This window comes from Synechococcus sp. F70.1 (assembly GCF_047502745.1).
Classification (GTDB): Bacteria; Cyanobacteriota; Cyanobacteriia; order Thermostichales; family Thermostichaceae; genus Thermostichus.
Map to the genome: position 1 here is coordinate 29236 of NZ_JANSJL010000035.1, position 21460 is coordinate 50695.

Here is a 21460-nt window from a genome sequence, read left to right on the forward strand (position 1 = left end):
AGCTCCAAGGCTCTGCTAGCTGCTGCCTAGAAGCCAGCTGCAGCTGTAGGGAGTATGTCAACCTGGAAAAACCCTTTCTAGTTAGAGGTCACCATGCGGATCCCGACTTGCACCTATCGCATCCAGTTTCACGCCGGTTTTGACTTCGAGGCAGCACGGCAAATCGTTCCCTACCTAAAGTTGCTGGGTGTTAGCGATCTGTACGCCTCTCCCATCTTTCAGGCTCGCAAAGGCAGTACCCACGGCTACGACGTGGTGGATCCCACCCAGATCAACTGCGAACTGGGAGGGATCGAAAAATTTGAAGTTCTATGGGAAACTCTCCACCAGCAGGGAATTGGCTGGATCCAAGACATTGTTCCCAATCACATGGCCTATGATGGCCAAAATCGAATGTTAATGGATGTGCTGGAAAGCGGCCCCAACTCAGACTTTATCGATTACTTTGATGTTGACTGGGATCACTCCTACCTTGGCATCAAGGGCAGAATTTTGGCACCCTTTCTGGGAGATTTCTACAACAAATGCTTAGAGTCCGGACAAATCCAGCTTCGTTACGATGCCGATGGCCTTAGCATTAACTACTTCAACTTGAGGTTTCCTCTCAATATCGACACCTACGCCGATGTTTTTACTTACAACTTAGGCAAGCTGAGGCGAAAACTAGGACGCAGCCATCCTGACTACGTCAAGCTACTGGGAATTCTCTTCAGCCTCAAGTTCATTCCTAGCAAAGAAGACCTCCTAGAGCGCACTGACCAAATCAATTTTGCTAAGCACTCTCTGTGGGAGCTTTATACCTCCAGCCCGCATATTCAAAGCTTTTTTGATGAGAACATTGCCATCTTTAATGGCAAGCCAGGAGATCCCTCAAGCTTTGACTTGCTGGACAGTCTCTTGGCACGGCAAAACTTCCGCCTTTCCTTCTGGAAGGTAGGTGCTGAAGAGATCAACTACCGTCGCTTCTTTACCATCAATGACTTGATCTCGCTGCGGGTAGAAGACCGGGAGGTCTTTCGCAAAACGCACCAGCTCATCTTTAAGCTTGCAGAGCAAGGGCGCTTTACGGGCTTGCGCATTGACCATATTGATGGCCTATTTAACCCGGAGGAATATCTCCATCGCCTCCGTGAGCGCTGTCCAGATCTCTACATCGTTGTAGAAAAAATACTGGGGCCTGACGAGAAGCTGCCTCCTCAGTGGCCGGTACAGGGCACAACAGGTTATGACTTCCTGGCTAAGCTGAACGGCCTCTTTTGCTGCTCTGAGAACGAGGAGGCGTTTGAAAGGCTATATCAGAACTTTACCGATCTAAGGCAGTCTCCCGAACAGGTAATCGAAGACAAAAAACGCCTAATCATTGAGCGCAACCTAGCGGGGGATATGGACAACCTTGCCTTTTTGCTTAAGCGAATTACCAGCCATCACCGCTATGCCAACGACTTTACTCTCTACAGCTTGCGCCGAGCTCTGGCAGAGGTTTTGGTGTGTTTCCCAGTTTACCGAGTCTACATCCATGAAGGGGTTCTCAGCCCAGAAGGTCAGCAGGCTATCCGCCAAGCTGTAGAGAAAGCTAAGGAGAACCTGCCCATCTTAGTCAACGAGCTGAATTTCCTACAGCGCTTTCTCTGTCTTGAGTTCCCCGAAAACATCTCGGAGGAGGAGAAGAACGAGCAAATCTACTTTGCCATGCGGCTGCAACAGTTGGCCGGCCCTCTCATGGCCAAAGGGGTAGAGGACACGGCCTTCTACGTTTACAATAGGCTGCTATCCCTAAACGAGGTAGGCAGCGATCTGTGTCGTTTTGGCATTTCTATCCAGGAGTTCCATCGCTTTAACCAAGAACGAGCAGCCCAGTGGCCTTTGACCCTAAATGCCTCTTCCACCCACGACACCAAGCGCGGCGAGGATGTGCGGGCCCGCCTGAACGTACTCTCCGAAATACCCGCCGAGTGGGAGAGACATATTAACCTCTGGCACGAGCTCAATGTTGGCTATAAAGTTTACCGCAAGCAAGCCAAGCGTTCGGAGCTGCCAGATCGCAACGATGAGTATTTTCTCTATCAGACTTTGATCGGCTCCTATCCTTTTCAACCAGAGGAAGTTCCGACCTTTGTCCAGCGAGTTAAAGACTACGCCATTAAAGCGGTTCGGGAAGCTAAAGTCCATACTGCCTGGCTTCGCCCCGACACCGAATACGAAGAAGCTACCCTTGCTTTCATCGATCAGATTCTGCAGCCCTCAAGCCCCTTCTTGGAGTCTTTCCTGCCCTTTCAGCGCAAAATTGCCCACTTTGGCATCTTTAACTCTCTCTCTCAAACTCTGCTGAAGCTCACTAGCCCTGGGATCCCGGATATCTATCAGGGCACGGAGCTGTGGGATCTCAGCATGGTGGATCCCGACAATCGTCGACCTGTGGACTTTTCCCGTCGCCTAGCTTACCTCGAAGAAATCCAGCGGCGGATCAAGCAGGATCCCCTGCAACTTATCCAAGATCTTCTGCTCCACCGCCACGATGGCCGCATTAAGCTGTTTCTTATCCACCTGGTGCTCAGGGCCCGTCAGAAACAGCCGCAGCTGTTTCTGGAAGGCAGTTATATTCCTCTACAGGTGAGCGGCTCCTATGCCAACCACGTTATAGCCTTTGCCCGTCAGCACGATAAACAAGTCATACTGGTGGTGGCACCCCGCTTTTTAACTTCCTTAATTGACGAAACTCAAGATCCCCTGGGGGAATCGGTTTGGAAAGATACGGAAATTCAACTGCCGCGCTGGAAGCGGCTGGACTGGGTGAATGGCTTAACCCAGGAAGAGATCCCTGGTGGCGACAGCTTGCCCGTGGGGGCCGTCCTCAAGTCTTTCCCCGTGGCTCTGCTATGGGGGCAATCTCGCTGAGGAGCCTAGGGAGCCGCTGCCGCAGGAGTCAGGGCCTGGAAGTTGACAATGCGGGCAAACTCTTGGGGATCGAGGCTAGCACCCCCCACCAGTACGCCATCAATCTGCGGCTGGGCCATCAGCTCGTCGATATTGCTGGCTTTGACCGAGCCACCGTAGAGGATGGGTAGATGGTCAGCGCCCAGATGCTGGCGAATAAGGCCAATGACGCGGTTGGCCTCAGCGGCTGCACAGGTTTTTCCCGTGCCAATGGCCCAGATTGGCTCGTAGGCAATCACAAGGTTTTGCAGATTGATCCCTGTCAAGGCGCGATCCAACTGTCCCACAATCCAAGACTCGGTTAGCCCCTGTTCCCGCTGCTGCAAGCTTTCCCCCACACAGAGGATAGGGGTGAGCCCATGCCGCTGGGCCGCCGCCAAGCGCCGGTTGACGGTTTCATCCGTTTCGCCAAAGTACTGCCGTCGCTCGCTGTGGCCAACGATAACGTAGCGCACCCCCAGCTCTACCAGCATGGGGCCGGAGATCTCTCCCGTAAACGCCCCTTGATCCTCCCAATGCAGGTTTTGCGCTCCCACAGCTATGCCGGATCCCCGCGTTTCTTCTGCCACCACGGCCAGGTCTGTAAAGGGCACGCACAGGATGATCTGCCGCTGCGGCATCACCCCTGAAGACGACGCTTGCAGGGCTGGGCCAAACTCGCGGAGAAACTGGCGGGCCTCCACTTGGGTTTTGTGCATTTTCCAGTTGCCCGCGATGAGGATGGGACGCAAGATAGATCCTCCCTAAGCGACACAACGATCCCAACGGGGAATCCCGATTTCGAGTGTATCAGCAAGCGGTTCCAAAAGAGGGCGGAGGAGCTTGCTGGCGGCGCTCTTCCAAGCTGGCTGCTATAGCAGCTAGGCAGTCTTGCAAAGGGGAGCCCCGCTCCAGGTGCTGGACGGCAACGGCATAGGCTTCAGGGTGGGCTTGCAACAATGCCCGGCTCTGGCGCAAGAAGCGGTTCATTTGAACCCTCACTTGAGCAGCAGAGGCCAAAGGCGGGGCAGCCCGGATCCCTGACAGGAGCTTAGCCAACTGTTGCCTATCCTCCTCATCCCCCACCACTTGGCCATAGTGCAGAGACTCTGCGGCAGCCCCTGCCATCCAAAACAGGCCGTAGCGCTCCAGATTTGCCCAGGAGATGCCCCCCTGGGCTTCCCAGGTGTGCATGGGGGCCGGATCCAGCTCCACTCCGCCGTAGCCCGGGATCCCCCGTCGAAAGGCTTGCCAAGGGCTGAGCACGTAGCCGCGCAAGGGGATCCCCAGCAGGTGAGCCACCAAAATGTGTCCCGCCTCGTGGCGGATGACCCGCTGCCGATAGGCTGGAGAAGCCCAATCCAGGAGCGCGCCCAGCAACCCCGACAGCCGCCCCCCAAAGGCCACCTGTTCGACAATCCCCAAGGCCACCATCCCAGCCAAAGGCAGAGCTAGCCACGGCCCCAGAGCTGCCGAAGCCACCAAGGCCGCCACGATCCAAGCCGCGCGGGTGATTCCAGCTTCCGACATCGCTTAGGCTTTTGCCTCCGGGCCTAGCTCGAGCGCCAACAGCTCATCGGCCAACTGCAGAAACGCCTCCCGATCCAAATAGGAAACATCCCCCACCCATTCCCCTAGCTTGACCACGTAGACTTCGCTCAAAGTCGGCCGGCGCCGCAGATCGCGCGAATAGGCTTTCACCAACGCCAACACCGATTGTTTCTTAACAATTCGCCGGTAGCGGGGATCGTCCCTAGCCCGCACGCGGTAAGTAACCCCTGTTTCATCGCCAATTTCCATCTCAAACTGGCGCTCTCGCACCTCCTCGATGTAGAGCTCCCCGTCCTCATCCAGCTTTTTCCGCTCTTCCACCACCACCTCGTAGCGGCGGGTGCTCAAGACCTGGCCAAAAAAGAGCCCTCCGTAAGGGATCTCGCGAAAAGCCATCTGCCGGCGGGAGATGGTGTAGAGGGGCCCCCACAGGAAGGGGTAGAGCAACGAGAGAAACCCTGCCAGAAAGGAGACTGCCCCCAGGAAGGATCCCTCGCCAAAAGCGCGAGACAGCACCAGCAGCGCTACGCCCACCAAAATCGCCGTAATGATCCGGCCTACGCTGTTGAGGGCATCGCTCCAGTAAGCGGCGTACTGGAGCCGCGTAGGCACTAGCGGGATCACCGACTCGCACTCTTCTGGGGTAAGCTCCAACAACATGCACCGGGATCCTCGAAAGAACCAGACCCCATCTTAGAATGAGGCAGAGAGGCTCTGGGGCAAGTTTCCGGGGTCAGACAGCAGGTGGCCCATTTTCTTCACTCCCACAGCCGCCGAATGGGAGAGCGGTGCAAAAGGCGGTGGGTTTCAGCCAACAAGTCTGGGATCGGCAGGTGCTCGGGACAGCGAGGCAGACAGTCGCCGCACTCGGTGCAGCGGTCAGCAGGTACTCCCGGGAACCAGTGCCCCGCCTGGCCAAACATGTTGTAGCGATACTGGGCAAACTCCGTCATCTCGTGGGCAATGGCCAAGTTGCGCAGCCGCAGCACCTCTGGGATGTGGATCCCTTCTGGACAGGGTAGGCAGGCATAGCACTGGGCACAGCGGCTGGACCCCAGGCGTTCTTGCTCTACCTGCCGCAGCCGCTCCTGCACCACTAGGCCCTCCGTCCACCAGCGCTCCGGATCCTGCAGGGCCACCAGGGCTGTTTGTAACTCGTCAGGATGGGTGATGCCTAGGCTGAGGGTGTGGATGCGGGGATCCGCCAGCAAAAAGCGGTAGGCAAACTCCAAGGGGCTAAAGGGCGCACAGCTCTCCTGCAGGCGCTGGGGTGGGCGGTAGAGCATTCCCCCCTTGTCGGCGGGGGAGATGATGAACACCCCCATATCCTGCTGGGCCGCCGCCTCTAGGGCCGGTGCATTGCGCTGCTGGAAAAAGTGGTAGTGCAAATTAACAAAGTCAAACTGGCCGGTCTGGATGGCCTCTAGGATTAGCTTCAGGGATCCATGGGTGGAAAAGCCGATGTAGCGCACCAGCCCCTCCTGCTGCGCCTGCCTGAGCAGCGGCAACCCTTCCCGCAGTACCCACTCCAGGTGTTCGGGCAGGTTGATGCCATGGAAGGCAAACTGATCCAGATACTCCACCTGCAGCCGCCGCAGGGATCCCTCTAGTCGTTCCCGCAGCCTCTCGCCGGGCGTAAGCTTGGTGGTCAGGATCAGGCGCTGCCGCGGCACTGCCAGCTTCTGCAGGATCTCCCCCAAGAGCACCTCTGCATGGCCGTAGGCCTGCGCCGTTTCCAGGTGGTTGATCCCTGCCTCCAGCGCCGCTGCCACCGTGGCCTGCGCCTGCTCCGGCGGCACGTTGACCAGCCGCATGCTGCCCAGGGAAAAAGCCGACATAAGCTGCTGGGTGCGTCCAAAGCGGCGGTAGAGCATCTAGCCCAAGGCCTCCCTGAAAAACGCCACTGCCTCTGCCAGCACCTCGAGGAAGCGATCCACCTCGGCCAGGGTGTTGTAGAGGTAAACGCTGGCCCGCGCTGTTGACTGCACCTGCAAGTGGCGGTGCAGCGGCTGGGTGCAGTGGTGGCCAGCTCGGATGGCGATCCCCTGCTCATCCAGCAGCGTAGACAGGTCGTGGGGGTGGATGCCCTCCGCTGAAAAGCTGACCAGTCCTGCCCGGCGCGCCGGATCCTTGGGGCCATAGATCTTCAGGCCTGGAATGCGCTGGAGCCCCTCCAGGAGGCGAGCGGTTAACTTTTGCTCATGGGCATGCACGCGCTCTAGCCCAATCTGGCTCAAGTAGTCTACGGCTGCCCCCAAACCCACCGCTTGGGCGATGGCCGGCGTGCCCGCCTCAAACTTGTGGGGGATATCGGCGTAGGTGGCGTGATCCCAGTACACCTCAGCAATCATCTCGCCCCCACCCAAAAAGGGCGGCATGGCCCGCAGCAGCTCCCGCTTGCCGTAGAGCACCCCAATCCCAGTGGGGCCGCACATCTTGTGCCCAGAAAAGGCCAGCCAATCGCAATCCAGGGCCTGCACGTCCACGGGCATGTGGGGCACACTCTGGCAGGCATCCAGCAACACCCTAGCCCCGTAGCGATGGGCTAACTCAATCACCTCCCGAACCGGGTTGATGGATCCCAGCATGTTGGAGACGTGAGCTACCGCCACTAGGCGGGTGCGATTGCCCAGTAGAGAGCGGTAGTGCTCCAGATCCAGCTCGCCTTCGGGCGTGATCTGGATAAACCTAAGGCAGGCCCCCGTCTTCTGAGCCACGAATTGCCACGGGATCAAATTGCTGTGGTGCTCCATCACCGACAGGATGATCTCATCTCCCCGCTCTAGGGTGCTCATGCCCCAGCTGTAGGCCACCAAGTTAATGGCCTCGCTGGCGTTGCGGGTGTAGATGATCTCCTGCGGGGAGGGCGCATTGACAAAGCGGGCAATCTTCTCCCGCGCCCCCTCATAGGCCTCAGTGGCTTCATTGCCCAGGGTATGCACCCCCCGGTGCACGTTGGCGTTGCTGTGCCGATAGTAGAGGTCCATGGCCTGCAAAACCGCCAGCGGCTTCTGGGAAGTGGCCGCATTGTCGAAGTAGATGAGCGGCTGGCCGTTGATTTGGCGCTGCAGGATTGGAAAATCCGGCCGCACCTGGGCAGCTAGGTCGGCAGCAGCGTCAAAAGCCTGGTCCAGCTTGGGGGAAGAAAGAGAGGATACCGCCATAGTCTGCGCAGAAGCCTACCTCCCTCAGTATGGCATCGCTCTAGGATCCACCCCGAAAACTCTCCCTTGCCGGCAGAAGAGAGTTGTCACAAACTGTAATTTGATGTTAATTTTCTTTGAGAAAGGTTATGAGGTATTAACCATGCAACCCTCTCCCCGGATCCCTTCTCGCCTGGATTCTGCTTCCGTAGCTAAGTACTACGACACCACCAACGACTGGATCCCGGGCTGGACGGAGCAGGCGGAGCGCTGGAATGGCCGCCTGGCTATGGTGGGTTTTGTCATCAGCATCGCCACCGAGGCGCTAGTGGGCCACAGTGTTTTCGCCAGCACCCTCGCCCAGTGGCTGGGACTGCGGTAGCTCTGGCAAGGCAAGCTGGAGAAAGCGGCGGCGGGCTGCTAGGATCCCAGTTCTTCTCCAGCCAGCTTGTTGGCTTAGCACTTCGACACTAGACAGCAATGCTTGACAACCCCTTCCTCCCCTACATCGCTGTGATGGTAACAGGCCTAGTGGCTGCCGTTGCCCTGGGTTCGATAGCGTTCTTTAACTCCAAGCGCCCTGCAGGCTGGGAGGGTGCTGTTCGTCCACCCTATGTGCCGCAGTATGGGCAAGAGGGCGAAGCTCCACCGGCATGGGAAATTGGCTGGACGGAGCAAGCTGAGCGCTGGAACGGGCGGCTGGCCATGCTGGGGTTTGCCATTAGCATCGCAGTGGAAGCACTAGTGGGCCACAGTGTGCTGGCCTCTGTCCTAGGCCTGCGCTAACAGCCGGCCCGGATTTCTTGAGCAGGTCTCTTGGGACGTCCTGAGCAGCCAAGGCTTTCGTTGGCCAAGCGGTGGGTTGGGTAGAGCTTGAACATAAAACGGGTCCGTCTCCCCAAGACCGATTTTCTTCAAGCAGGCTCAAGACTCTACCTCGTTGCTGCGCTTTTGCTCAACTTGAGGATCTGGGCCGCCACGCCTAGGGTTTCTTCGTAAAGATAGTCAGGGCCAGGCCGCTGCAACTCGGCAGCCAGCAGCGTTTCCAAGGAATCCTGCTCCAGGGGTGCCACCTGGCGAACCACGCATCTCTGGGCACCTCCCCTGGCTTCCATGCGCATGCAGCCGGTGGTTTCCGAACAAAGCACGGTGCAGGCGTTGGCTTCCTGGTTGCTCGAGGTGAGGCGCAGCCCAATGAGGTCCCCCGGCTGGCTAGTCTCCGAGACCAGGGGTACGGCGGCCAACTCTGCCTTCACCTCACCTCCAGCTTGAGTTTGGAAGCGGATGAGGTCAATCTCATAGTCCTGTTCCCGGCTCTGCGCTCGCTCGGTGGGCGTCCACCCCAGACGGCTGGCCAGCCAGCTCAGGAAAAGGAGGGCCTGGCAGGGGTTGCCGGCTTTGTAGTCAATGGTTACCTGATCTATCCAGTACAAAGACTCCCGCCGCTCTGGCGGGTCGAAGGCTTGGGCAGTGAGTTCCTGCCAGGGCAGCAGCCGGCGCCAGTTGAGATCCCCGCAGTGGTGTCCCTCGCTGACGAGAAGATTCATCTCCTGCAAGTCTTCCTCGGGATTGACAAAGCCCCGGGAGTCGACGATGACGCGGCTGCTTAGAGCCACCAACTTCTGAAACAGCAAGCTGTTCAAGTCCAGGTTGCCTTGCCACCACAGGAAGGTGGGCAAGTTGGGGATCAACAGCGAGGCGACGGTGCTGCAAGCCCGCACAAGAGCCGATTCCGGTGCCTTCAGGGTGATGTATTCGCAACACACCAGCGAGCTGCGCTGTTCGCGCGTCACCGGACAGTAGGCAGCTACCTGGGCCTCGAGGGTGTCGTCTGTGGCTCCCTCCCGTTTGGCCCGCAGGTCAATGACGCGGCAGGGGTTTTGGCTAGCAATGGCCTCGACGGTGGGGGAAGGCAGCAGCAGGGCATCGTCTAGCGACTCATACACCACCAGGGTAAAGGTGGCAGCCCGGGCGGCAACGCTCTCTTCCTTGGAGGACCAGATTTTGTTTAGCTCCTGCTCGATTTCCTCCAGAGAGACGTCTTTTGGGGCTTGCAAAGGCAGGACGGCAGCAGGTTGGTCCATCGTCTCCTCCTGCAGTGGGCTCTTGCTTGATTCTAGGCAGACAGGCCGGCTGCGCAGGAGGGGTTTAAGGTAAGGTACAGATCTTCAGGTAAACCCTCAGGCCAGACGCGGCTGGATGCTCAGCTCCAAGGGTCGGCCAGGATCCCCCACAAGCACCAAACCGCGGCCATTGGCGTGTAGATGCCGCACAATCCAGTACAGCGTTTCGATGCGCTCCGGGCAGCCCAGTTTTTCTGCCAACTGAGTTAGGGTCAGGGATCCCTTTTGCTCTTGCATCACCTCCAGCACCTGACGCTGGAGCTGCAGGACGGCGCTAGCCGCTTTCTTGCCGGCTTCCACCCCCGGCTGGTGATAGGCGTTGACCTGGATCAAGGAGGCGTAGAGGCCCACTGCCCGTTCGTAGAGGGCAATCAGGGCCCCCACGGAGCGGGCATCCACCCGCGGCAGCGTCACCGTGATGGAGTCGCGCCCGTTTTCGTAGAGGGCCTGGCGGGTGCCCTGCAGTAGGCCATCCAGGTAGTCGCCGCTGGTTACCAGTGGCTCTACGAAGGGGGAAGGGATCCCGGGCTCGCGATCCTGGAGCACCTCGATGAAGGTTACGAAGAAGTTGTTCAAGCCCTCCCGCAACTGCTGCACGTAGGCGTGCTGATCGGTGGTGCCCTTGTGGCCGTAGACGGTGAGGCCCTGCTCCACCAGGTTGCCCTGCAGGTCGTGGGACTTGCCTAGGGACTCCATCACCAACTGCTGCAGGTAGCGGCTAAACAGGGCCAGGCGGTCTTTGTAGGGTAAAACCACCATATCCTTGCGCCCCCGCCCCTCGCCGACGATGTACCAAGCCATGGCCAAGAGGGCAGCGGGGTTGCGCTCCAGCTGGGGTACGCGGGTGGCCTCGTCCATGGTGGCGGCCCCGGCCAGCAAAGCCCGGATGTCGATCCCCTGCAACGCTGCCGGCAACAGGCCTACTGCCGAAGTTTCTGACGTGCGTCCCCCCACCCAGTCGAAGATGGGGAAGACCGCCAGCCACCCTTCCCGCTGCGCCTGCTGCTCCAATTGGCTGCCGGGACCGGTAACGGCTACTGCCTGGCTGGCAAAGGGGATCCCGGCCTTCTGGTAAGCCAGCGCCACCTCCACCAAGCCGTTGCGCGACTCGGGCGTGCTACCGGATTTGGAGGCGACAACCACCAGGGTCTGTCCCAGTTTGCCTGCTAGCCGTCCCAGCACCCGATCAAACCCGTCGGGATCCGTATTGTCGATGAAGTGGATGTTCAAGGGCGGCTGCAGCGGAGCCAAGGCCTCCGCCACAAATTGCGGCCCCAGGGCCGAGCCGCCAATGCCAATCCAGAGCAGCTCGGTGAAACGCCCTCCTCCACTTGCCGGGATCACGCCGCCGTGGATCTTTTTGGCAAAGCTCTCCACCTGTTCAACGCAGTCTTGAATTGCCTGCCGGATTTCGGCAGTGGGAGCCAGCTCCGGCGCCCGCAGCCAATAGTGGCCCACCTGGCGACCTTCGTCCGGGTTGGCAATGGCCCCGGCTTCTAAGGCCTGCATTTCAGCAAAAGCCCGGGCAAAGAGAGGCCGCAGCGCCTCCACTTGGGCAGGGGTAAAACGGATGCGGCTGATATCCACAAAAATTTCCAGCTCGGGATGGTAGTAGAGCCAATCGCAGTAGCGCTGCCAAAGTTGAAGGCTGTCCATGGGATCCCTGCCGCCAAAGCCGTAACCAGCTTACCAAAGCCGTGCCGCAGCCGGCTCCCTGCCAAGAAGCAGCTAGGATCCAAAACACCGCCTGCTAAAGTGCTCCCCGAAAGCGCCTCCCATGAACCTGGACGCCGACCGGCAGTGGATGGAACGCTGCCTCTCCTTGGCCCGCTCGACACCACAGCGCCCCTCCCCTAACCCGCGGGTAGCCTGCGTTATTGTCCGGGGGGATCAGGTGGTGGGGGAAGGTGTTCATCTGGGAGCCGGCCAGCCCCACGCCGAGGTCTTGGCTCTGCAGCAGGCGGGATCCCTGGCCAAGGGCGCCACCCTCTACGTTAACCTCGAGCCCTGCAACCACTATGGGCGCACCCCCCCTTGTACTGAGGCCATTCTGGCGGCTGGGATCCGGCGGGTGGTGGTGGGGATGCAGGATCCCAATCCGCTGGTAGCCGGCAAAGGGATCCGTCGCCTGCAAGAGGCAGGAGTCGAGGTGACAGTGGGGGTGCTGGAGCAGGACTGCCAAGAGCTCAACGAGGGCTTTGCCTTTGCCATTGTGCGAAAGCAGTGTTTTGGCCTGCTCAAATACGCCATGACCCTAGACGGCAAGAGCGCGGCCACCACTGGCCACAGCCAGTGGATCAGCAACCCCTTGGCACGAGAGTGGGTTTACCGCCAGCGGGCCTGGCACGACGCCGTGATCGTTGGCTCCCAAACCGTTTGGCACGACAACCCCCGCCTCACCTGCCGCCTACCGGATTTTCAGGGATCCCAGCCTCTGCGGGTGGTTCTCAGCCGCTCCCTTAACCTCCCCCCAGTGGCCCACCTGTGGCAAGTGGAGGAGGCGCCAACTTTGGTGATTACCGAAGCCACTGAGGCCCATCCCCTCTGGGGAGCCCTGGCCAGGCAAGGGGTGGAGCTGCTGCACCTGGATCGAGTAACCCCGGCTCGAGCAGCGCAGGTTCTCTTTGAACGAGGCTGTCTGAGCGCCCTCTGGGAATGCGGCGGCACCCTGGCCTGGGCAGCCCTCAAGGATGGGGCCATTCAGAAGGTGGCCGCCTTCATCGCTCCCAAGATCCTGGGAGGGGCCAACGCACCAACTCCCGTAGAAGGGGAAGGGATCCCTGAGGTCAACCAGAGCTGGCAACTGCTGGAGCCGCAACTGCAGACCTTGGGAGACAACTGGCTAATTAGCGGGAAGCTGGCTCCCTTCCCTCTGGCCGCTGAGGCAGGGTTAGCTTCTTCCTGAGGCTTGGGACCCCTTGGCCTCCTGCCCATGGTAGGTAAGCAGCAGCGATGTTACACTAAGTTACAGCATAGATTACGATATGTCGATCATCCTTGCTATTGTTGTCTTGCTGGGACTTTGGGCGCTGCGCCTGATGGAGCAGGCTTTCCAGCGGCAGGAGTTCTCGCGCATGCTGGCGGGAACCTTAGTGGCTACGGCTGCTGGTGGCCTCTTGACCTGTTACTTCCTGATGAGCGACATCCTACGCCTGTTGTTTTACCTGCAAGCCCACTCTTCTTCCTCCTATGCCCAAGATCTCCTCTCGGATCTCAGCTGGCTCGACTAGGCCAGTTGGGCTGACAACCAGGCTTTGATGCGCTGGATCAGGAGGTAGTTGGGGGCAAGCAAGTTTTGGTAGAGAAGCTGTGCAAGAGCGTCGACAGGGCTAAACTCTTGCCCAACCAGGAAAGGATAGCTAAAGCCCAGAGGAGTTAGGTGATCCCCCTCTAGACGCTGCCATTCGGTGTGCTCCCCGTACTTGCGAGAAAGTTGCTGATAGAGCAGTGGAATATCGTCAATATCATCCTGCTGAAACTCTACAAGCAGGTTGTTTCTCACCGGATACCGCTCCTCAATGAGGCGATTGGTCTCTGCCGGAGAGGGCTCAAACTCCAACCACAGGTTTACCGGCGGTGACGAGGATCCCATCCACATCCGCCACAGATCGCTGAGTTGCTGTTGAGGCCACGCTTGCACCAACACCTGCAACAGCGGCAGCGCCCGCTCCAACCCGGCATTGCTGTAGGCCAAAAAAATATTGCCGCGCCGCTGGGATCCCAAAGAAGGGAGGGCTAGGCAGGAGAGGATCTGCAGCTTACCGCCAAGGCTGTGGCCCAAGCCAAAGAGGGGTAAGTCCATCAAGCCTTTGCTCTGCAGGCTTCTATGGAGAGATCGTGCTGCCTTGAAAGCTATTTGGGCGTGATCGAGGTCGGTGGCGTAGGCAGTGGCTACAACGGCCATGCCCATGCGGGCCAATTCTTCCAACAGACGGCTGTAGAAAAACTGCGGCGCAGATCCCACAAACGCTCCGCCTAGAAAGTGGATTACGGCGCGGGGTTGGGGAGGCAGAAGCAACCAAGTCTCTCCATCCGTTTGCCAAGTCGGTTTCATGGCGCAGCAACCTCACCTGCCATTTGACTGAGATTCCTCCCAACGGGATCCCCCTTCATCCTAATTGCCCCCTCTTTGCAAGGGGAAGGGCAAACTGGACAAGCCTTCCTAGGAAAGCCTTGGCGAGACCTTGTGAAAGTACCACTAGTAGTTTCCCGGGGCAAAGTTAGCGCGAACGGCGCTGGACTTTGGCTAAAATACGTGTGGTTATGCCAAGTACTTCTTGTATTCTGGGCTTGTGAGCTAATCGATGATGAAGCGCTATGCCCACGGGACGTAGCTAGAACAGCAGCGTGCAGAAGCTGGTCAACAGCAGTGTCAATGCCGTCAGAAGCAGGCTAAAGCTCCACAGCCACACCGCAGCAAGCAGTAGGATCCCGATGACCCAGATGAGTAGGGCATTCCAGTAGGGTCGGTTAGGGGCTTTGGAGACGTTAATTCTTTGAAAGAAAGGCAGCAGGATAAACGCCACATCCAGCAATAGACGCGGCAGCCGCAGATCCTGGGGTAGCGGCCGATCCCGCACCGCCAGATAGAGCAGCCCCCAGCTCAATAGAAGCGGGATCAGCAGCAGATAGTTGGACTCGGCCAGCAGCGGCCGATCCACCACCAGGGGAAACAGAGGGCTGATCCCCCAGCCCAGATAGAGGTAAAAGTTGAAGTTCAGCAGTGGCCGCAGCAGGGGGGGTAGGTTGAGGCTCTGAATACTCCCCCGGGCTCCAACTCTCTTGCCCCCAGATCCGCCTTCTCGAGGGATCGGCTTTGCCCCAGCTCGCCAACCGCAGTAGTCACAGTAGGGAGACTTGTACCGGTAGGCTGGGATGGGCTTACCACAGGCCGGGCAGCGTTGGAGGGGACGAGGTTGGGAATTGGAGGCCATGGTTATCCCTGATGCGGCTGCTCCAGGATGCCTCAAGCTTTAGCTAATGCCCAAAGCAAACGAGAGGGTAATACAGGCCGCCCCTAGGGCTGCCCCGGCGAGCACCTGGATGGGCGTATGGCCCAGCAGCTCTCGCAGGTAGGGCTCCTGGAAGCGATCGGCGCCTTTCTCTTCCAACCATTCTTCTAGGAGGCGGTTCAACACCTGCGCCTGCTTGCCAGCAGCCTGGCGGATCCCGGCAGCATCATACATCACCACCAGGGCAAAGACCACCGTTGCTGCAAACAGGAGGCTATCCCAACCTTCCTCTAACCCCACGCCCACGGCCAAAGCAGTCACCAGGGCCGCATGGGAGCTGGGCATCCCCCCCATCTCCAGCAAGACCCGCAGGTTGAGCTTGCCCGAGCGCACATAGGCCAGGATGAGCTTGATGGCCTGGGCTAACCCACTGGCCAGCAGGGCAACCCAGAGAACGTGGTTAGCCATCAACTGTTGCAGCATAGGGCTCTCCGGCAGAGGAAGGGGAGCAAGGCCTCCAAGGGGGGCAGGTTAATGCTGGCGGCGGGCGATGAAATCTGCCAGGGCCAACAGGGGCTCAGCCTGGGATCCATAGGGGCGCAGCGCCTGCTTAGCCGATTGGATCAGCTCTTCGGCCTTCTGCCGAGAGGCCTCTAGACCCAGCAGGCTGGGGTATGTGGCTTTGGCAACCACTTGATCTTTGCCTGCTGTTTTGCCCAACTGTTCGCTAGTGGCAGTGACATCCAAAATATCGTCGACAATCTGGAAGGCTAGGCCAATATCCCGGGCATAGTGGCTCAACCGCCCCAGCAGCTCCTCATCGGCCCCGGCCAGGATCGCTCCTGAGACCACTGAGGCCTCTAGCAGGGCGCCGGTTTTGTGGCGGTGGATGTACTCCAGGGTTTCCAGGGAAATGGCCTTGCCCTCCGACTCCAGATCCACCACCTGGCCTCCCACCAAGCCAGTTGCCGCAGCCGCATGGCCAATGCGGGCAATCACCTCCAGGATCCGCTGCGGCGGCACCCCCCGCGTTTGGCTGGCGATATGCTCAAAAGCGTAGGCCAGCAGGGCATCGCCTGCCAAAATGGCGATATCCTCACCAAACACCTTATGATTGGTGGGCTTGCCGCGGCGAAAATCGTCGTTGTCCATGGCCGGCAGATCGTCGTGGATCAACGACATGGTGTGGATCATCTCCAGCGCACAGGCCGTAGGCATGGCCTGCTCCACCGAGCCGCCGGCCAACTCACAGGCTGCTAGACAGAGGATGGGCCTGAGGCGCTTCCCCCCTGCCAGGAGGCTATAGCGCATTGCCTCATAGAGGCGTTCTGGATAAGCAGGCCTAACCGCGGCAGAGAGGGCTTCCTCCACCTGTTGCTGCCGCTGGCTTAGGTAGGTTTCTAGGTCGAAAGTTTGGGCAACCAAGCTGGTTTTCCTCTCAACTCAGCCCCAGAGGATCCCTGGCGGGCAGCTCTACAACAAGGCCCACAGGCTGACATTATCGCATGTTCGCCCGAGCTCCGGATCCCTCCTGCCAAGGCTTGCTTTGGCTTATGGCGAGGATTGCAAGTACTGGGATCTTTGGAGTGCAAGCTTGCGCCGTTTGTCATCTCGATGTCAGGATGCACTAAGGGTCTTCACTGGCTGAGTTTTTCATGTCCCACTCACCTGCCTACCTCAGCGCTTCTCCTCCTCCCGATGGCGATGGCAACCGCCTGCTACGGGCAGCCCGCGGGGAAGTGGTGGATCGCCCCCCAGTTTGGATGATGCGCCAGGCGGGCCGCTACATGGCGGCCTACCGCGAGTTGCAGAGCAAGTACACCTTCAAGCAGCGCTGCGAGATCCCGGAGCTAGCCATCGAGATCTCCTTGCAACCCTTTCGCGCCTTTGCCCCCGACGCCGTGATCCTGTTCAGCGACATCCTCACTCCTCTCGAGGGCATGGGCATTACCTTTGAGCTGGTGGAGAACCAGGGGCCGATTATCGACCCGCCAATTCGCTCCCAAGCCCAGATTGAGCAAATCCGACTGTTGGAGCCAGAAGAAAGCTTGCCCTTCATCAAAACCATTCTCACGACCTTGCGCCGTGAGGTGGAAGGGAAGGCGACCCTGCTGGGCTTTGTTGGCTCACCTTGGACTTTGGCCTGTTACGCTGTCGAGGGGCGCAGCTCCAAAGACTATGCCTACATCAAGAGTTTGGCTTTCACCCAGCCGCAGCTCTTGCACCAGCTGCTGGGCAAGCTGGCCGATAGCATTGCCCGCTACGTGATCTACCAAATTGAGAGCGGTGCCCAAGCGGTGCAGTTGTTTGATACGTGGGCTGGCCAGCTCAGCCCCAGCGACTACGAGACCTGGGCTTTGCCCTACCAAAAGCAGATTGTGGATCAGGTCAAGGCTCGGTATCCCCAAGTGCCGCTGATCCTCTACATCAACGGCAGCGCCGGCTTGCTAGAGCGGGTGGGTAAAGCTGGTATCGACGTGTTCAGCCTTGACTGGATGAGTGACATGGCAGAAGCCAGGGCCCGTCTGGGATCCCTGGCTGTCCAGGGCAACCTCGATCCAATGGTCTTGCTGGGATCGCGGGAGTTGATCCGCCAGCGCACCCTGGAGGTGATTCAGAAGGCGGGCTCGCGGGGGCACATCATGAACCTGGGGCATGGGGTTCACCCTGCCACCCCTGAGGCCAATGTCCACTACTTCTTCGAGACGGTGCGCCAGTCGCCGGAACTCCTGAGGGCCGCTTCCCCAGCTTCCTGACTGAAGCCCAGCAGGCTCCGGTGCCCTTTTCTCTCCAGCCTGCCGAAACGCTGCGCGAGGATCCCCCCCTTCAATCGGGCTCGAAAGATCCGTCCTCCTCTTCTAGGCTCCAGCTTGCTGCCAAGGCGTCCGCCATTGCCGCCCGCAGCGCGCGAGTATCTGCCCACAGTTGCGCGGGATCCGACAGCGGATCCGACAGGGGAACCAAACGCAAGACGCGGTGCTCCTGCACCAGATCGATCACCACGCTAGGCCGTTCCGTGCCCACCTCTGCCACCTCAGCGGGGGAGGGATCCCGCAAGCAGGCGTAGTCGAAGCTGTTTAGGTTTAGGTAGAGGCTGCGATTGGCCACCAAGGTGGCCGCCGTTGCATCCTGAAATACCTCCATCACATAGCCCTCCCCCTGCCTTTGCACCTGACCTTCGACGATATCGAAGTAGCGAACCCGCCCCAAATCCGCCAAAAGACGGTAAATATCCCGCTTGTTAACCAAAATTCCGCTGTCGACAATGCAGGGGGCACAAGGACGACTCTCGGTCATAGGGCAGCTAGTCTTGAGGCACAAAGTAGGTGGGTCGGGAAGTTGTGTTGAATCCTCAATTAGGGCAAAGAAAATCCAGAGACTTTGCGAAACTCAAGCTACCACAGGATGACCTCTCCCTTTCTTTGCCAAGGGCTGCAGGCTCCTTAAAGATCCCGCTCTGGCCTCCCTTGAATGTATCACAGCTTTTCCAAAAGGGACATGGGTCTTCGCTTTCAAGATGTCTCCACGATAAAGGTCAAGCAAACTGGTTGAGCATCTGCCGTCTTTGATCTACATATTGTGGAAAAGTAAGCAGCCAAGGAGTTTGAGACACTAGATGTTGTAGGCAACAGCAAGAGCAGCCCATCTCTGCCCCAGTCTCTGTCGTCGATGAGGAAGATAGACCGCGCAACCTTTTGCCTGCCCAAGCCAGAGGCGCAAGGGAGAGTGGCGGCTAGAAGAGTTCGGCTTAAAACCTCCGAAAAGCCTCATCCGGTTTAAAGTGAGGATTGACCTGACAAGAGTGAGGCTTGGCCGATGACAACTGCCCCAATTCCCGCCTTCTGCCAAGGGATCCGCTACTTTGGCGATCCCTGGCCGGAATTCGACCGCCTGGGCCAGGAACCTGCAGTGGATGCTGCCACAGGCAAGCTGCGGGATCCCGGCAGCCGTATGGCCGCCTACCAGACCTTGCTCTATGCCGATGCGCTGCGCTACCTCACCCTGCAGATGACCGCCAGCAAAGCCTCGGGCCACCCGGGCGGATTTGCCAGCCAAGCGGAAGCCTATGCCGCTTTGGTGTACCTGGGCCAAAAGAACATCCCTACCGAGGTGGGCCACCACGCGCCCGGCTTCTATGCCGCCATGTTCTTGGATGGATCGCTGGCGGAGATGGGCATCCACACCGTCTCCGACCTCCAGGCTCGCTTCCGGGAACGGGAAGGGCTGCTGGGTCACCTCTCTGGCTACGTCCCTGGCCTGCTAGCGCCAGCAGGGCCCCTTGGGCAGGGGCAGCATTTTGCCATGGCCGCCGCCTTGCTCTACCCGGATCGGCTCTTCCCCGTCACCATCGGCGATGGGGGCTTGGGGGAGCCCTACGTGATGAGCTCTATGCTCCACTTTCACACCGCCTTCCCGCAGCGCACCAACTTCCTGCCGGTGCTGGTCTGGAACGGCTATAGCCAAGAGCACCACAGCATGATCTCGACCTTCACCAACGCTCAGATGGTCGAGTACTGGCGGGGCAATGGCTTTGAGGAAGTGGTGCTAGTCGACGCCAAAGACTTCGACGATGCCCAGCAGCCCGGTCCCTATGTGGATAGCACCCAATTTTCTCTGGAAGCCCGTCTGGCCTTTGCCCAGAGGGTACTGACCGAGATGGAGCGGGCCATCCAGTCAGCGCTGAGCGGACATCTGACGGTTTTCATCCTCAAACAACTCAAAGGAGCGGGCGTACACGCCAAGGGATCCAAATCCCACAACCTCTATGCCCACCACACCTTGGATCACCCCGACATCGTGGCCGCTCTGCAGGCACGGGCCCTCCACCCAGCCGCTTGGGCTTTGGTGCGCCAAAACTGCGAGCGGGCAGCCGGTGGGCCAGCCGCCAAGGTAGTTGTCACGGAGTCCGTCCGGCCCTTGCCGCCTTTGGGATCCCTGAACTTAACCGAGTTCCCCCTCGGCGATAAGCAAGTCTCCACCACTGCCATCGGCGCCTTGGTGGTGCAGGTGGGGCAGAAAGACCCTGACTTTCTGGTAGCCAATGCCGATGGCAACGAGGCCTCTGGTCTTGCCAATGTCAACCAGGGCCTGAAAGTCATCCACCCCACAGTGGATCCTCTCTACAACCAACAGCCCCAAGGGCGGGTCTACGAACCCCTGAGCGAAGATGCCTGCGCTGGCTTGACAGGGGGCCTGGCACTCTTTGGCGGGCGCTCCCTCTGGTGCTCCTACGAAGCCTTTGCCGTCAACGGCTTGCCCATCTGGCAGACGGTAACCCAGGCGATGGCGGAGCTGCGCCGCCCCACTCCTTCCGCTATTGCTCTCTTCACGGCTGGAGCGTTGGAGCAGGGACGCAACGGCTGGACCCACCAGCGGCCGGAAATTGAGGCCTACCTAGCGGCCATGATGCGCAACGGCAACATTTTCCCCCTCTTTCCCCCCGACGCCAACTGCGCCCAAGCTGCCTACGAGTGGGCCTTATCGACCTTCAACAAAGGGATCCCGATCTTTGCCAGCAAAACCCCCCTGCCCATCCGCACCACCCTAGAACAAGCCCGCCAGGCAGTGGAGCAGGGTTGCACTGTGCTGCAGGAACTGCCTGGCTCCCGCACCGTGGTCTTTGCTGTGGTGGGAGATATGATCCTCCTGCCCGTCTTTGCCGCCGCTGAACAGCTCAAGGCCCAGGGGATCGGCAGCAAAATTGTCTCTGTGGTCAACCCCCGCCGCCTCTATCGCCCCGTCGACGTGGCCTGGTCCACCTGTGCCCAGGCTGATGGGGAGTTCATGTCTGACCAGGAGTTTGCCGCCTGGTTTGCTGGCGAGGCCCTCATTGGCGTAACCGGCGGATCCAGCCTGATGTTGGAGCCCCTGTTGCTGCGCTACACTGGCCCGCGCGACATCTTTGCCTGGAAACGTGGCGAAACCACCGCCACCCCTACGGAACTCATGGACTACAACGGCCTGACAGCTCAGGCTCTGGCAGAGAGGGCAAAGCAATTGCTAGGCTAAGGGCAAGCTTTTAGCTTGGTCAGCATTGTCCACCTTATTTTTTCCTATGACTGAGGCTAGCTATCTCCGAGAGAAGCTTGAGAGTATATCTCCCACCGAGAGGGTAGAGCGAGTTGTTGTCCAACGCTTTGCTGTTCCTCTCCTGAAGGCGCTTGGCTTTGACGACTCGGAAATTAGAGAAGAATTCGAGACAGGTTGCGGCCAGGTCGATCTCGCAGCAAGAAAGAACGGAGATCCTGAAGATACTTTCTTTAGATCCCCGAAGAATCCCTACTTGCTTTTGGAGGCAAAATCTAGAGCAGTTAATCTCAGAGAAGGATCTTGCTATAGAGATGCAGTTTGTCAGATAGAAAGTTACTTGCTTGCCAAGAACTGCAAATCTGCAAAATGGGGAATTATCACCAATGCAAATAACATCCAGCTTTGGAGGAAGCATGGAAAAGTCGTTCACCCTGCTACAGCAAACCTTGATATTAGCTCAGATAACATTGAGAGCATAGTGCGTAACTTGCGAGACAAGATAGAAAACTATGAGCGCGCTCTGACTGTATGCGTGTATAACAATAAAGGGGGCGTAGGCAAAACAACGACGGTCATTAACCTTGCGGCAGCACTAGCAACCAAGGGAAAAAAGGTCTTAGTTGTTGACTTTGATTCTCAGGGTGATCTGACAAGAAATTTGAGAGCCGCTCCTGGAAAAATTACACTGACGCAATGTTTAAAGGATCCCAAAATAGACGTCCATGCCATTGTCCAAACATATAGACTC

20 protein-coding genes are annotated in these 21460 nt (G+C 58.8%); 8 read left to right on the forward strand and 12 right to left on the reverse strand.

The features are described from left to right. Nucleotides 1-93: 93 nt before the first annotated feature. Nucleotides 94-2895 carry a malto-oligosyltrehalose synthase gene (treY, locus tag NW860_RS02520; protein WP_414512186.1) on the forward strand — a complete coding sequence of 934 codons (2802 nt, stop codon included), beginning with the start codon at nt 94-96 and terminating at the stop codon, nt 2893-2895. A 5-nt stretch (nt 2896-2900) separates the two neighbouring features. Here treY and tpiA read toward each other — a convergent pair whose 3' ends face one another. The 5 genes from tpiA to NW860_RS02545 all read right to left on the reverse strand — a co-directional run bounded on the left by tpiA (nt 2901) and on the right by NW860_RS02545 (nt 7628). Beyond that, complete coding sequence (tpiA, locus tag NW860_RS02525) at nt 2901-3665, reverse strand: triose-phosphate isomerase (protein WP_414405199.1); 765 nt, start codon at nt 3663-3665, stop codon at nt 2901-2903. A 58-nt stretch (nt 3666-3723) separates the two neighbouring features. Beyond that, on the reverse strand, nt 3724-4443 hold the full coding sequence (locus NW860_RS02530; RefSeq protein WP_414512189.1) for a hypothetical protein: 720 nt from the start codon (nt 4441-4443) through the stop codon (nt 3724-3726). Nucleotides 4444-4446: 3 nt separating this feature from the next. Continuing rightward, nucleotides 4447-5124, reverse strand: coding sequence for a hypothetical protein (locus NW860_RS02535; RefSeq protein WP_414396060.1), 678 nt, complete (start codon nt 5122-5124; stop codon nt 4447-4449). A gap of 98 nt (nt 5125-5222) precedes the next feature. Continuing rightward, nucleotides 5223-6338 carry an aldo/keto reductase gene (locus NW860_RS02540; RefSeq protein ID WP_414512191.1) on the reverse strand — a complete coding sequence of 372 codons (1116 nt, stop codon included), beginning with the start codon at nt 6336-6338 and terminating at the stop codon, nt 5223-5225. Beyond that, nucleotides 6339-7628 (reverse strand): cysteine desulfurase, encoded by a 1290-nt coding sequence (locus tag NW860_RS02545; protein ID WP_414512193.1) that lies wholly within the window; start codon nt 7626-7628, stop codon nt 6339-6341. A 142-nt stretch (nt 7629-7770) separates the two neighbouring features. Here NW860_RS02545 and NW860_RS02550 point away from each other — a divergent pair, with 142 nt between their 5' ends. After that, on the forward strand, nt 7771-7989 hold the full coding sequence (locus NW860_RS02550; RefSeq protein ID WP_414396054.1) for a chlorophyll a/b-binding protein: 219 nt from the start codon (nt 7771-7773) through the stop codon (nt 7987-7989). Nucleotides 7990-8087: 98 nt separating this feature from the next. Further along, nucleotides 8088-8393, forward strand: coding sequence for a photosystem II assembly protein Psb35 (gene psb35 / locus NW860_RS02555; protein WP_414405195.1), 306 nt, complete (start codon nt 8088-8090; stop codon nt 8391-8393). Between the two features lie 146 nt (nt 8394-8539). On the opposite strand, the gene NW860_RS02560 is transcribed toward psb35, so the two are convergent. After that, a complete protein-coding gene (locus NW860_RS02560; RefSeq protein WP_414512196.1) occupies nt 8540-9691 on the reverse strand; it encodes a glucose-6-phosphate dehydrogenase assembly protein OpcA in 1152 nt (383 codons plus the stop codon). Nucleotides 9692-9787: 96 nt separating this feature from the next. Next, nucleotides 9788-11386: a glucose-6-phosphate isomerase gene (locus NW860_RS02565; RefSeq protein WP_414396049.1), complete on the reverse strand. Its 1599-nt coding sequence runs from the start codon at nt 11384-11386 to the stop codon at nt 9788-9790. A gap of 127 nt (nt 11387-11513) precedes the next feature. Between NW860_RS02565 and ribD the strand changes: the two genes are divergently transcribed. Both ribD and NW860_RS02575 read left to right on the forward strand, forming a co-directional pair. Next, nucleotides 11514-12635 (forward strand): bifunctional diaminohydroxyphosphoribosylaminopyrimidine deaminase/5-amino-6-(5-phosphoribosylamino)uracil reductase RibD, encoded by a 1122-nt coding sequence (gene ribD / locus NW860_RS02570; RefSeq protein WP_414512215.1) that lies wholly within the window; start codon nt 11514-11516, stop codon nt 12633-12635. 79 nt (nt 12636-12714) lie between these two features. Then, nucleotides 12715-12960, forward strand: a complete 246-nt coding sequence (locus tag NW860_RS02575; RefSeq protein WP_414512198.1) for a hypothetical protein — start codon at nt 12715-12717, stop codon at nt 12958-12960. Here NW860_RS02575 and NW860_RS02580 read toward each other — a convergent pair. The 4 genes from NW860_RS02580 to crtE all read right to left on the reverse strand — a co-directional run bounded on the left by NW860_RS02580 (nt 12957) and on the right by crtE (nt 16107). Further along, the gene (locus NW860_RS02580; protein WP_414411932.1) at nt 12957-13784 is read right to left on the reverse strand and encodes a DUF1350 family protein; all 828 of its coding nucleotides are present in this window, start codon (nt 13782-13784) and stop codon (nt 12957-12959) included. The two genes, NW860_RS02575 and NW860_RS02580, sit on opposite strands and share 4 nt — an antisense overlap. A gap of 280 nt (nt 13785-14064) precedes the next feature. Further along, on the reverse strand, nt 14065-14664 hold the full coding sequence (locus NW860_RS02585) for a hypothetical protein (protein WP_414512200.1): 600 nt from the start codon (nt 14662-14664) through the stop codon (nt 14065-14067). A gap of 39 nt (nt 14665-14703) precedes the next feature. Continuing rightward, nucleotides 14704-15165 carry a divergent PAP2 family protein gene (locus NW860_RS02590; protein WP_414396042.1) on the reverse strand — a complete coding sequence of 154 codons (462 nt, stop codon included), beginning with the start codon at nt 15163-15165 and terminating at the stop codon, nt 14704-14706. Between the two features lie 48 nt (nt 15166-15213). Next, a complete protein-coding gene (gene crtE / locus NW860_RS02595; protein WP_414410199.1) occupies nt 15214-16107 on the reverse strand; it encodes a geranylgeranyl diphosphate synthase CrtE in 894 nt (297 codons plus the stop codon). Between the two features lie 230 nt (nt 16108-16337). Between crtE and hemE the strand changes: the two genes are divergently transcribed. Continuing rightward, on the forward strand, nt 16338-17438 hold the full coding sequence (gene hemE, locus NW860_RS02600; RefSeq protein ID WP_414425214.1) for a uroporphyrinogen decarboxylase: 1101 nt from the start codon (nt 16338-16340) through the stop codon (nt 17436-17438). A gap of 70 nt (nt 17439-17508) precedes the next feature. On the opposite strand, the gene NW860_RS02605 is transcribed toward hemE, so the two are convergent. Beyond that, on the reverse strand, nt 17509-17979 hold the full coding sequence (locus NW860_RS02605) for a hypothetical protein (RefSeq protein WP_414405188.1): 471 nt from the start codon (nt 17977-17979) through the stop codon (nt 17509-17511). A 519-nt stretch (nt 17980-18498) separates the two neighbouring features. Between NW860_RS02605 and NW860_RS02610 the strand changes: the two genes are divergently transcribed. Together NW860_RS02610 and NW860_RS02615 are read left to right on the forward strand one after the other, a co-directional pair. Next, the gene (locus tag NW860_RS02610; protein ID WP_414411930.1) at nt 18499-20691 is read left to right on the forward strand and encodes a phosphoketolase; all 2193 of its coding nucleotides are present in this window, start codon (nt 18499-18501) and stop codon (nt 20689-20691) included. Between the two features lie 46 nt (nt 20692-20737). Then, the coding region (locus tag NW860_RS02615) for an AAA family ATPase (RefSeq protein WP_414512203.1) at nt 20738-21460 on the forward strand (723 nt) is incomplete at its 3' end.